Source organism: Marisediminitalea oceani, assembly GCF_003731635.1.
Lineage (GTDB): Bacteria > Pseudomonadota > Gammaproteobacteria > Enterobacterales > Alteromonadaceae > Alteromonas > Alteromonas oceani.
Genome location: NZ_RCUA01000070.1, coordinates 66854 through 78743 on the forward strand (window position 1 = coordinate 66854; position 11890 = coordinate 78743).

At 43.6% G+C, this 11890-nt stretch carries 12 protein-coding genes; all 12 read right to left on the reverse strand.

The window, feature by feature from the left end; all coding sequences use genetic code 11:
* Position 1: 1 nt before the first annotated feature.
* On the reverse strand, positions 2–1003 hold the full coding sequence (locus D9T21_RS17905) for an FkbM family methyltransferase (protein WP_123326585.1): 1002 nt from the start codon (positions 1001–1003) through the stop codon (positions 2–4).
* Positions 990–1739 carry a hypothetical protein gene (locus tag D9T21_RS17910; RefSeq protein ID WP_123326587.1) on the reverse strand — a complete coding sequence of 250 codons (750 nt, stop codon included), beginning with the start codon at positions 1737–1739 and terminating at the stop codon, positions 990–992. Before D9T21_RS17910 ends, D9T21_RS17905 begins: the two co-directional genes overlap by 14 nt.
* Positions 1723–2433: a polysaccharide deacetylase WbmS family protein gene (locus tag D9T21_RS17915; protein ID WP_164464746.1), complete on the reverse strand. Its 711-nt coding sequence runs from the start codon at positions 2431–2433 to the stop codon at positions 1723–1725. The genes D9T21_RS17910 and D9T21_RS17915 overlap by 17 nt, the downstream gene beginning before the upstream one ends.
* A complete protein-coding gene (locus D9T21_RS17920; RefSeq protein WP_123326591.1) occupies positions 2421–3350 on the reverse strand; it encodes a glycoside hydrolase family protein in 930 nt (309 codons plus the stop codon). The genes D9T21_RS17915 and D9T21_RS17920 overlap by 13 nt, the downstream gene beginning before the upstream one ends.
* A gap of 71 nt (positions 3351–3421) precedes the next feature.
* A complete protein-coding gene (locus D9T21_RS17925) occupies positions 3422–4054 on the reverse strand; it encodes a methyltransferase domain-containing protein (RefSeq protein WP_123326593.1) in 633 nt (210 codons plus the stop codon).
* The gene (locus D9T21_RS17930) at positions 4054–4716 is read right to left on the reverse strand and encodes an acetyltransferase (protein ID WP_123326595.1); all 663 of its coding nucleotides are present in this window, start codon (positions 4714–4716) and stop codon (positions 4054–4056) included. The genes D9T21_RS17925 and D9T21_RS17930 overlap by 1 nt, the downstream gene beginning before the upstream one ends.
* Positions 4717–4839: 123 nt before the next feature.
* On the reverse strand, positions 4840–5883 hold the full coding sequence (locus tag D9T21_RS17935) for a peptidoglycan bridge formation glycyltransferase FemA/FemB family protein (protein ID WP_123326597.1): 1044 nt from the start codon (positions 5881–5883) through the stop codon (positions 4840–4842).
* Positions 5883–7766, reverse strand: a complete 1884-nt coding sequence (asnB, locus tag D9T21_RS17940) for an asparagine synthase (glutamine-hydrolyzing) (protein ID WP_123326598.1) — start codon at positions 7764–7766, stop codon at positions 5883–5885. The genes D9T21_RS17935 and asnB overlap by 1 nt, the downstream gene beginning before the upstream one ends.
* 2 nt (positions 7767–7768) lie before the next feature.
* On the reverse strand, positions 7769–8914 hold the full coding sequence (locus D9T21_RS17945; RefSeq protein ID WP_123326599.1) for a DegT/DnrJ/EryC1/StrS family aminotransferase: 1146 nt from the start codon (positions 8912–8914) through the stop codon (positions 7769–7771).
* A complete protein-coding gene (locus D9T21_RS17950; RefSeq protein WP_123326600.1) occupies positions 8914–9891 on the reverse strand; it encodes an NAD-dependent epimerase/dehydratase family protein in 978 nt (325 codons plus the stop codon). The genes D9T21_RS17945 and D9T21_RS17950 overlap by 1 nt, the downstream gene beginning before the upstream one ends.
* Positions 9892–11442 (reverse strand): hypothetical protein, encoded by a 1551-nt coding sequence (locus D9T21_RS17955; protein WP_123326601.1) that lies wholly within the window; start codon positions 11440–11442, stop codon positions 9892–9894.
* Positions 11432–11824, reverse strand: coding sequence for a hypothetical protein (locus D9T21_RS17960; RefSeq protein ID WP_123326602.1), 393 nt, complete (start codon positions 11822–11824; stop codon positions 11432–11434). The genes D9T21_RS17955 and D9T21_RS17960 overlap by 11 nt, the downstream gene beginning before the upstream one ends.
* Positions 11825–11890: the final 66 nt, after the last annotated feature.

The window sequence follows — 11890 nt, forward strand, 5'->3', positions numbered from 1 at the left end:
TTTAGGGTACTGCGTACAAAACTGTTTCATCATTTGAAGAAGAGTACTTTCTCAAATAGAAGCGTTGGTAATTGAACTTTTCCGACAACAATTCTAACGCTTGTCGTAAATGTTCAGGTCGATGATAAACAGATAGAGCTATGACGGGCTTTGAATGCTGCAATGTGCTTTCTGCACCATGTAACACTTCGATATCCTGTCCTTCAACATCGACTTTAATAAACGTTGGATTGAGTTGAAAACTGTCGAGCGTTTTTTGCATGACAGAAATTGAACCGTCCTTGGAGGAATGGCTGTTTAACCCTTGTTCAGTAAAACTCACCATACTTTCATCGCGTCCCAGGCAGACACTATATACATTCACGGCCCCGGAGTTCTTTAATTGCGACTTATCAATACTCTGCAAAGGCTCAAAGAGGTGAGCCTCTTCTATACCGGTAAAATAGTCCAGCGCCGAGGAGTAACTGTCACCATCATAGGCACCAACATCAACAAATACCTTCATTGCGTCACTGGCTAAAAAAGACTCATTAAAGTAAATGGAGAAAATCGACTGTTGAATATCCGTAAGTGCTGCTCTGTCACCCGAATGCCAATAATCTCGAATTGCATTTAGTGTTAATTTTGATAAACGATCATTAAAAAAACTCCCTACATCAGTTAATGAAGCGATGTCTTGATTTGCAGGGAAATTAATAATTTCTCTAGGCAAGTCGTGCTCAATAACAAACTCCTCTATAGAAACCGGACATAAGCCCTTTTTACGAAGTTTTTTACTCACCGCAGAGAATGCTCTTGGGCTGAATATGGCAATTACTGCTTGTTCATTTGTTGTGACCAATGCGGTTTGGATTGAAACAATGGGTATCCCAAAAACCGATTGTCCGACCAAGCCATCATCCAATAAAGAAATTTCACAATCTGTCTTAAGTAAGTAATCTACTAGGTTTCTAGCAGGAATGTTATTCAATCCAGCGATAATAACTTTTTTAGGATTCGACATCTGCCACACTTCCCTTCAAATAATCAGAACGAGTAAATAACAGCACATGTTGTAAACGCCCTGCCATGGAGCCCCAGTCAAGATTTTGCTTTACATCTACTGGCTTTACTTCATGTTGAAAGGACTGATCAAACAATAATAAATCACCTTTATCACAGCACTCATCAACAAAAAATGGAGTACCATCAGTTGCATACACGTATAATCCACCAGTTTTAAAGTCACGACCGAACTGGCTACCAACAATTAAAGTTTGAATCATGTTAGCCTGATTAATTGGGTCCCGGTGTTTTGCCAGATACCCACCACCGGCTGGATATAGGTGGGAAACCACACGTGCAATATACCCATCTGAAGGCAAGGCTGTCAGTTTCGCGTTTTTTGCTGATTCTTCATTAACGCCTCCCCACTGTAACTTAAGATCCCACAAAGGCATGGTCGCTTGAAGTAAATCACTATTCATTTTTTTAAAAAAATGGAACATGAATGAGTGTGTTTTAGCTTTCACATAGGATTTCGGGTACTCATCGTTGATACGATGGTAATCCTCACATTCATCATATAGAGGCATCCATGTAGCTTCATTCTCTAATAACCTTGCTATTGAGTTTTCCAACAGCTCCATTATTTGCTCACTAAAAAAGCCCCTTACGACAATAATTTCCCCTTGAGAGAGCCTGTCTTGGACTGCAGAAATCTCCTTGATTCCGGATATATTCTCAATCGATATTTTCATTCAAACACTCCCGCATAAGCAAGGTAGAAAGCGAAGATGAGCGAACTGTCTGTAATAACGCAACAAATAAACTTCTCATGCCAGTACCAGAATTTATAAATTGTGTCATTTCCGGCTGGTTAAAATGCACTTTTGCATTTTCATAGCGCTGATATACATCCGTGTTAAGAAATATATGAACAGGGTGAAAGTTAAATACATTCAGTCCGGGGTTATCTAAAGTCGGTAATTCGCCTAATTCGAAAGGCCGCTCTAATTCGATATGCTTATCATCAGACCAATTAAATGGAATGGATATCATTTCTTTCGTCCTCGGCACCGGATGCAAGTTGAGGTGTTTGTGAAGATAAATATTACTTTCGTAGAGCATCCCTGTAGCATGGCAAGAAGAAAGCAAACGTGAGCCAAACAGCAAAGTGTGTGACCGTGTTCCAACAGCTTGTGGGAATAACGCTTTTAGCCGGTGTAAAGCATCTAGATCGAGTTCGCGACCAGCTTTGTTAAAATTGGGATGTAGTCCTATTTCAAACTGAGCAGGATCAAGAGATTGAAGTAAAGGTGATTCGTTAGTTGCGAAGAATGTTGCTTTTACGTCGAATTCTACGAGCAAGTCAATGGTACGCTGCAGATAATCATCTTTAAGCCAGTCTGTATCAAAAGTCAGAAAAATACTATTACTCTTCATTCCTGCCATACTGCCATCCCAAAACCCGTTTTCCCGAATCCATTGCCATTGTAGAGCATAAAAAACTTACCTTTGTGCTCAAACACATGAGGATAAGTTACTGCATCACTATCCCACGATAATGTTGGCCCAACGCACAAGGAGCTGGCCAAGTTATGCTCATCTTTTCGGGTGTAGTGAAGCCCATCCGCTGACTCTGCATACCCAATTCTATAATTCCCCAGAGCTTTACTGACGTAAGGATAAAATGCTTTGAATTTGCCGTCTTCCACACCAAAACATGCTCTGGCAATATTGGTATCTTTTTCTTCGAGTCCAATGGCTGTTTCACCAGTTTTGAACCATTCCAGACCATCCTGAGAATAGGCACTTTTCACATCATAAAGCGATTTCAACTGCCCATCCTTGTCGTGATATAGCTCAATTCCGGAGGTATAAAGCATTAGCCAATTATCCTCTGCCAGTTTTTGAACAAATGGCGCCATCACAGCCCATTTGTCGACACGGTCCCTCCCCAGCACTGGCGCATTCGTATACTTTCTGAAGCTAAGTCCATTGTCCTCAGAAATCGCTAATCCTATCGCAGAATAAAATATGCCGTCGCGGCCTGCGTTCCATCCTGCATAATAAAAATACAGCAGGCCCCTATGCTTTACCAATGATGTCGCATATACACCATCGCAGTCAAAATACCCAAGTTTTCCAAAAGGTATTACCGGCTGCTGGGACACCGAACAAACTTTGACAGTCTCTGCGATTTCAACCTCGACGTAGCCTACCTGGTTTCGTTGACTGCTGTCTCTCGTAGAAAAATATATTCTCCACAAATCACCATGTAAGTGATAAGGTGTAGGCACTGTGGCATGAGAACTCATCCATTCGGATGTTCCCTCCGGACAGAATACTAAGCCTAACTTTTTCCACATACATCCAACCTAATTGTTTAAATTTAGCAGTAGGGCGAATACCGCTTCTATAGTGACTAAGTGATACTGACTTACTTTTTGTCAACCACTATCGTCCACTCCCACAAGTCATAATCATGCAAAAGCGTAACTTTTTTAGAGAACGAACGTTTACAGAAATCGAACCAGTAGCATGGATCACCATAAAATAGATGCGGCTCCTCCCAATCAACGTAAGAAGTTAATAAATTGAAGGAGAACCCCTTTGAACAGTTGGCATCAAGTTCCTGTAACTTTTTTTCAATAAACTGGTGCCAGGCTTCTTTACTGGCATCAAAGCGCACGTTAAACGTACCAGATACAAAACCAAAGTCCGCCTGGGTGTTAATTTGACTTGCGTTGAACAGGTTTACACGAGTTTCTTGTTGCCCTGTTAACTGGCGGCCTGCTTCATCAAGCATTTCGTTACTGATGTCATAACCGTTATAAGCCGATACGCGTCGCTCTTTTTTCGCAAGGTACAAAAGTAAAGAACCAAAACCACAACCATAGTCATTTACGCTGAAAGGACTTTCCTCTTCTGCTACCAGTGAGATGAGCTTGTCAAACCGCAGTTGCTGGCATTCGCGGCTGTTCCACCCTACAGCAGTAGAGTTGACGCCTTTTTCCTTAAGGTTAGTTGAATATAACTGTTCTACCTGACTAAGTTGTTTTTCCAGTGCCATCAGAAACCTATTTCCTCACTGTTTTTCTTAAACAAAGGAGTTGCTTTAGGCACGACTACTTGTTTGTCAGTAAGATCTCTGGAGACTATTGCCCCTGCGCCTATCAATACTTCATTGCCAATATTCAGTGAGTCGTGGAAAGTCGCATTTACTCCTACAAAAATATTATTTCCTAAATGGCAGGAGCCAGAGATCACTACATGGGATGATATAAAGCAATGTTTGCCAATGGATGAATGATGACCAAGATGATTGCCACTCCAGAATATCGTATTATCACCAATCGAGGTATAGGGTTGAATAGTGTTATCTTCAAAGATAAAGATATTTTCACCGAGTGTCGTTGATTTCCATATTTTTACGTCTGGATGAATGAAGTTGCAAAACGTATAACCTAACGATTTTATTTCTTTATACACCGCTTCACGCATTTTATTCATCTTGCCATAGCCTACCGCCACAAAAACTTTATGCTCGGCGGTTGAATAGTGCTCGACAATTGTCTCAATAGGTACCACATCAACACCATTGATTTTCGGCTTGGTGATAAACCGCTCGTGACAAGCAAAAGCAACAACTTGAAGTGCCGTGTATTCTTCGAAATAGTCTCGGGCAACTTCCGCAAATAACCCGGTGCCAACAATTATTAATTTGGAGTTCATGTGTTTCCCCTGTGCCGCAAAAAGCAACGTATATTATTCATCCAGGACTTTTTAACTGGTAATCCAGCACTGAAACCGCATTAACACAAATAACTTACTAAACATAAAGTTACTGTAGTCGCTCTATACATCCCGGGAAAGCACACTAAACGGCAACACAAAAAAGCCTTTGTACTCACCTAATAGCTCTTCTCGACTCGTCGCCAAAACGGCTTCATTAAATACTTTGGTGTAATAGAAATATGGGTAATCAGTTGTTCCCCATTTCTTTTTAAACTGGTAGACCCCATCCTGAGTCAACCAAGTGCCACCCCAGTTCCATTTTTTGAAACCACGCTTCACCGCATCTAGCATTGCTTCAAATATCACCAGACTGAGCGATTGAGTGTCTCTGAATTCCTGTTTTACAACAGGGGTGAAATACTCAACTGTTTGATTGAAGTAAAAAACTAACAGACTGGCAGATATATCACCGCCCACTCGGGCTTCAAATATCGCCCAGTCACCCTGCTGCATATATACAGTTAATCGGTCGAAAAAAGCTTTTTCTTTAGCTAATCCGCCAATTTTTTGCATATTCTCAACGTGGATCGCATATAACGCATCGATAGCCTCTGGTTTTACACTTTGACTGACCTGCACACCTGACTTTATTGCTTTACGAATATTCCGTGGCCTCGGAGACTCGAATTTTGCCAACAGCGATTGCTCATCAACAATACCTTCTAATGAAGTAATTTGTCCGACGCGCTGATCTTTATAGTCACATTTAGTGATTTCATCATAAATCTGCGTATCTTCATTCAGGGGATTCGTAATGATCGTCGCAGAGCAAGCACCGGCCTCTTCAGCTAAACAATAAAACTGGTCAATCAAAATTTGTTTGTTTGAAAATGAATCGGCACTATCGATAACGCCGCCGTTGCTGCCATAGTACGCCAGTGAATTATAGACTGGGCCAAACTTCCCTGTTGCTACCATCACCGGCAACAGCGCAGTCAGTTTGCAATCCTTGCAAAGGGCAAGCCAAAAATAATCTGCCTGCAAATAGTCACTTACCAGAGCAACGTATCTGGGACTGCAATACAGTAAGGCCTTAGGTTGCCTCGCCAGAAAATGATAAATTCGTTCGCTTTGGTCTCGCTTAAGAATCTCGATCCTGTTCATTAGTGCTCTCTTTGCGACGAGAATATTTGCTCTGTATTTAGCAACGACCAAATTAACAAGCGACGATTCTCTTCACCGTTAATATGGGAATTGATCAGGCCACTAATAGTTTCGTAATCCAAAAATTTATAGATACTCGCATTGGGTTTGAGTAATTGTTCACAGACAAAGTCAATGCTTTCCCCTTTAAACCAACTGGCGTCCGGTGAACTGAAGCCTTGTTTTACCGACGATGTAATATCACTCGGAATATAGCGCGACATCACATCGCGCAAAATTTGTTTGCCATCACTGGTTTTCTGAAAATGCGCCTGTCGTTTGGCTTTCACTTCATTTTCGTTAATTTTCGCCACTTCAGAAAGGTTATTCAGCTTTAGGCTAACCGGGCACCTCATGGCAAAATCAACTAAATCGTTGTCCATAAAGGGCACCCGTGTTTCCAGGCTGTGAGCCATGCTCAGCTTATCTTCAACAACAAAGAGCCCATGCAGAAATGTTTTTGCCTCAAAGTACAAAGAGTGATTGATGTAATCCTCTGCACTATTAAGTTCATTCTGATGATTTTTAAACACATCCCGAAAAATATCCCGGGTGGATAGATGCCTGACTTCGTCCCAGACAGGCGCAAATACCTGTTCGAGCATAGGCTCTGGCATCAGACGTTGCCAGAAACCATAATACTGGTCTATGTAATGTTCGAAGTCCTTATTGACGGCTGCTCGGTAATATCGCCAGGGATAGCCGGCAAACAGTTCATCTCCGCCAGCACCAGAAAGCACTACCTTTACAAACTTGCTGGCCAGCTTGGCAGCGTAATAATTAGGGTAGCTCTGCCCTACTCTGGGCTCTTCCAGATGGTAAGCAAAATTCGGCAAACACCGTTCCATATCGCCGGCTTTAAGAACCATTTCATAGTGTTCAGTTTTGAACTTAGCCGACATGGCCTCAGCTTTAACGCGTTCGTCAAAAGCCAGTTCAATACCCGACGCAGAACTTAAATCAAAACCACAGGTGAAGGTTTTTATATAGGGCAACTCATTAGAAGCCAGCGCAGTTAACGAGCCGGAGTCCATCCCTCCAGACAAATAAGCGCCCAACTCTACATCACTAACCAGTTGGCGTTCTACAGCCTGGCACATTAAACGGTCAAGTTCTTCCTTATACTCCCGGGCATCTACTGGGCCCTCAGGTTCACGAAAGCAATAATCCCAGTACTGGGTAAACTGCGGTTTTATTACCGTCGCTTTCAAATCCAGTTTAAGGTAGTGGCCCGCGGGTAATATCCTGATGTTTTTCTCAAAGGTTTTATCAGTAAAAATATTCTGAAAAGTGAAGTATTCAAACAGCGCTTCTGTATCGAGAGCAGATCGGTAACCTGAAGTATTTACGATAGCCTTTTGTTCCGAAGCGAACATGAAACGCTCGGCCGAGAAATCATAATACACAGGTTTGATTCCGTATCTGTCACGGGCCAGTAGCAAACTCTGCTCTTTGCGATCCCAAAGCGCCAGTCCAAACATGCCGTTAAATTTCAACAGGGCCTCTTCACCCCAGGCAATCAGCGAATAAAGCACCACCTCGGTATCTGAATCAGAGCTAAACCAGTAACCCATGACCTCAAGCTCTTTTCGCAACTCGCGGTAGTTATACACCTCACCGTTGTAACTCAGCACATAGCGATGCTCTACCGATACCATCGGCTGATGGGCCGAGTCTGACAGATCGATAATCGCCAGGCGACGATGTCCCATCGCCACATTACGTTCCAGCCAATGCCCTTCACCATCCGGCCCGCGATGAACTAATGCATCAGTCATCGCCTGAATTTGCGGTGGCTCTGCAGTCTGACCGTTAAGGTTAATAAATCCAGCTATGCCGCACATGATCAGACTATCATTTGTAACGCATTAACCACGTACTGGTAGTCATCAGCGTTCATTTTGTTGTGTAAAGGAATAGCCATGGTGTTGTCGTTACAAGCTCTGGCTCCAGGATAGTCAGCGTCGGTTAACGTAAATTGCGTTTTATAGTAATTAAGCATATGCACCGCGTGCGTGCCAGGACGTGTTGAGATGCCCAGCTCCTGTAACTGCTCCATCATCTGATTTCTGGTCATGGGAGCCTTTTGTGGATCAATATAAAGCACAAACGCCTGCCAGGAATGACTCACATTGGCAGGTACTTCCGGCAGGCCAAGCCAGTCAATATCGGCGAGCACCTCACAGTAATACTGCGCCCATCGTTGTCGTTCTTTAATAAACTGTTCAAGTTTTGCCAACTGCGACAGTCCTACCGAACCCTGTAAATCGGTCATCCGATAGTTAAAGCCGAGGATATTAAAATCCGGTAGCAAGTAAGGTTTAGGGCCCTGATGGCGCTGCTCTTCGGAAATTTCCGCCCCATGATTACGAAGCTTGGTCATCATTACGGCCAAGTCTTCATCATTGGTAGTAATCATACCACCCTCACCGGTGGTAATGACTTTGCGGGGATGAAAAGAAAAGGCTGCAGCATCCCCCAGGCTACCGGCGTACTTTTCGTCAATTTTTGCGCCTGCGGCACAGGCGGCATCTTCAATTACCTTTACCTGCGGCGGCAATTTTTCACGTACTGCTGCCACATCAACACATAACCCAAACAAGTGCACAACAATGATGGCTTTAGTTCTGTTTGTTACTTTTTCGGCTATTCTGCTGATATCAATATTGTTAGTTTTTGGGTCTACGTCAACAAACACCGGCGTCGCACCGCAGTACATGACTATATTCGCAGTAGCAACCCAGGTAAATGCCGGCACCAGTACTTCATCGCCGGGACCAATTCCCATCGCCACTAAAATTAAGTGCAGTGAGGTTGTACAACTTGTGGTCGCAATTGCCTGTTTAACCCCGTGGTACTGAGCAAACTGCTTCTCGAACTCAGCCACCTTTGGCCCTTGAGTAAGCCAACCCGATAAAATGGATTCTTTGGTCGCTAACCACTCTTCCTCACCGGTGCTCGGTAAAGAGATGGCGATATTTCGCTTGCTCATTATTGTTTGCCTTTATGAGATTCACGCCATGCAATCAGATCCAACAACCCCTTTTCCAGCGAATCCTGATAAGTAAAGTTAAGGTCCTTTTTCGCCTTCTCAGGACAACCAATGCGATTTTGTACCATTCTTCGTGCATCTTCTTTGCTGTAGGGCTTATACTGCACTTCCAAATCAGACTGTTTGAGCTTGAGAATAAGATCGCATAATTGTTTAATACTGGTTTGCACCCCTGTCCCAACATTGTAAAACTCGTCAGTGACTTCGGCTTCCATGGCCAGAATATTCGCTCTGGCAATGTCCCGCACTGAAATAAAATCATAAGCCTGAGAGCCATCACCATTAATAACCGGCGCTTCGTTGGCGTCTATTTTATTAAGCATAATCGGGACCACACCGGTGTAAGCGGCTGTCTGATCCTGATGCGGGCCGTATACATTCATGTAGCGTAAGCCAACGTAATCCAGTCCATAGCGGTCATAAGTGGCCCGGCACATGGATTCACCGGCGATCTTGGTAGCCCCGTAAAAGTTTCGGTTATTAAACGGATGCTCTTCCGTCATTGGTACTTCTACGGCATCTCCGTACACTGACGCTGACGATGAATAAACTAACCGTTTGACATCATTTTTGACGCATGCTTCAAGTACATTGAAAGTTCCCTGAATGTTTACATCGAAAGCGGTACGCGGATAATCTTTACAGTGCAATAACCACATGGCAGCCAGATGAAATACTCCATCAATGCCCTGCAAAGCGTCATTTAAAATATCAATTTCCCTTACGTCACCACCATTCGGATACAGTGAACAGCGGGGATCCTCAAGGAACGCCTCAACATATTCGCGCTTACCACGAGTAAAGTTGTCGTAAATAATGATTTCACCGGCGTCTGTTTTTAACAACTCTTCAACCACATGGCTGCCGATAAAACCGGCACCACCGATTACTAAGAAACGCTTATTTGTTAAGTTCATTTATATTCCTTGCTCAACCAGGATTAAGTACTTTTTGCATGGTATATCGTCAACACGCTGCCATCTTGGGCTAAAGTCTACATTGCCGGGTAATTTTGATTTGTCGATAACAACACAGTTCAAACCGAAATCGTCGGCCATGTCGTCTATTTTTTGCAGATTAGTAAAAGGATAAGTCGCCCCGTACTGGCTTTCAAAACGCTTACTGAACTCTCTGTCGAGGTTAAAGCAAAACACCAACTTGTGTTTAGTCTGCCCCAGAATTCGCCACAATCCCGTCGCCGCATGATAGGGATAAAGGAGAAGAGTGAACTGCCGGACGTTATCCTTAAGCCAGTTAAGCACCAATAAATCATCATTATCTTCAGTAGCCTTTACCGGCTCTCTGGCCAGCCATGGATAAACAATATACTCCAGAAAAAAAAATAACAGTCCGTAAGCCATCACCCCGAGCAGCAAGCCCTGCATTTCATAAAGGCTACAATAACGCACCAAATCCACACAGATAACCAGGGCAATGCAGTTCAGATAACGCTCCGCCTCACCCAGAAAAATAAATAGGCGGGTAGACGTTAGCACAAAAACCAGGCTGGCCGATATCACCAGCCAAAAAGCATTAACGGATATCAGACTGGCCTCATTAGTGAACCACACCGCCACGTAAAAACCAGTCAGCATTACCAGTGCAGGCGCTTTTAACAATACAATAGTGTACGAATTGGAAATCAATAAACTCTTTATTGCGCCAACCAGAAAGTGGCGCTCCTGACCGGCTGTATAGGCCGGGAAGGCGCGCATTGAATTTCGCTTAACGATGTCGCCTTCACCACGCCTGACCATCTTAAAGTACCACACCAGATGTTTCACCTGTGCAGAGAACGCTTCTGCAAAGTACCCTTTAGAAAATACTAAAGCCAGTCCACCAGCGATAACAATTGCTATCAGCGGTAGCCAGTCAAACGACAAAACACTGTAAAATAATGAAATAAAAACGATTGCCTGAATGCCAAATTTAAAGGACAAAATTACCAAATAGGCAAGCACCACCAACACTGGCAAAATCAAGTACACAGGCATTGACCCGCCTACACTGACCAGTAAGAAAAAGACGCTGAGTAGAATCTCGCACGACAGCCGAGGTGTAAAACCAACGATGCGTGGGCCTATGGCAAGGGTTGAGAACCAAAGTGGTGTGGTTAAATACAACAACACTACCAGAATCGCCGCCGCTGACGGCAACACAAAACTAAGTGTCAGATAAACCACTATACAGAATAGCAGCTCTATCAACGCGTTAAGATAACTGCAGAACGCATAAGAAACAGACACCGGTATCCGAGCCACCAGCCAGTGCCAAAGCAATGGTATATTTGACTTTCGGGAATAGACAATATTGGTATCAACCCCTCGAAACGCACTTTGTTGTGTGGTTTTAAGTTGCTGATAAAAATAAAAATGGGCGTCACTGTCAAAGCCGGGTAACTTTAGCCAGGCGGGTACAAACCGAAACAGCAGACAACAACTCGTTAGCACCAGTAAATCAACCAGCATGCGCATTTACCTGCAAATAAATCACGGCAAACAACACCAGATATAGCGTGCCAATCACCGCGAAAAACGACAACCAGCCAGTCCTTAGCACTGATTTCGGGTCAATAAATTTTTCTTCGACTTGCCGGATGTGCACTGCCGGTTCGGTAAACACGGCAGCAAGCTGCTGTTTTATGGCATCAAAACTGGCTGAGGCAATGTAGATATGGTCTACCGGTAATTTGCTTGCTGATTCGATGGACATCACATCCACCCCAAACAAACGCGTATTTTGTTTACCGGGATCATTATCGATAAACGCCATAACCTTGCATGTTTTCTTATAGTGTTGATAAGCTCTGGCGCCGGCGGCACCCGCGCCAAATATGATCACGTTTTTCATTATTAATTTCTTTACTCAACGGACTTAGTGATCGACTGAAGCTATTTCGAGTCTGCAACAGCGCAC

What these genes read in the sequence shown, in the direction of transcription:
- D9T21_RS17955 (WP_123326601.1), bottom strand. Translation starts at nt 11,442, where the DNA reads ATGCTGGTTGATTTACTGGTGCTAACGAGTTGTTGTCTGCTGTTTCGG.
- D9T21_RS17925 (WP_123326593.1), bottom strand. Translation starts at nt 4,054, where the DNA reads ATGGCACTGGAAAAACAACTTAGTCAGGTAGAACAGTTATATTCAACT.
- D9T21_RS17915 (WP_164464746.1), bottom strand. Translation starts at nt 2,433, where the DNA reads ATGGCAGGAATGAAGAGTAATAGTATTTTTCTGACTTTTGATACAGAC.
- D9T21_RS17930 (WP_123326595.1), bottom strand. Translation starts at nt 4,716, where the DNA reads ATGAACTCCAAATTAATAATTGTTGGCACCGGGTTATTTGCGGAAGTT.
- D9T21_RS17905 (WP_123326585.1), bottom strand. Translation starts at nt 1,003, where the DNA reads ATGTCGAATCCTAAAAAAGTTATTATCGCTGGATTGAATAACATTCCT.
- D9T21_RS17945 (WP_123326599.1), bottom strand. Translation starts at nt 8,914, where the DNA reads ATGAGCAAGCGAAATATCGCCATCTCTTTACCGAGCACCGGTGAGGAA.
- asnB (WP_123326598.1), bottom strand. Translation starts at nt 7,766, where the DNA reads ATGTGCGGCATAGCTGGATTTATTAACCTTAACGGTCAGACTGCAGAG.
- D9T21_RS17910 (WP_123326587.1), bottom strand. Translation starts at nt 1,739, where the DNA reads ATGAAAATATCGATTGAGAATATATCCGGAATCAAGGAGATTTCTGCA.
- D9T21_RS17960 (WP_123326602.1), bottom strand. Translation starts at nt 11,824, where the DNA reads ATGAAAAACGTGATCATATTTGGCGCGGGTGCCGCCGGCGCCAGAGCT.
- D9T21_RS17935 (WP_123326597.1), bottom strand. Translation starts at nt 5,883, where the DNA reads ATGAACAGGATCGAGATTCTTAAGCGAGACCAAAGCGAACGAATTTAT.
- D9T21_RS17920 (WP_123326591.1), bottom strand. Translation starts at nt 3,350, where the DNA reads ATGTGGAAAAAGTTAGGCTTAGTATTCTGTCCGGAGGGAACATCCGAA.
- D9T21_RS17950 (WP_123326600.1), bottom strand. Translation starts at nt 9,891, where the DNA reads ATGAACTTAACAAATAAGCGTTTCTTAGTAATCGGTGGTGCCGGTTTT.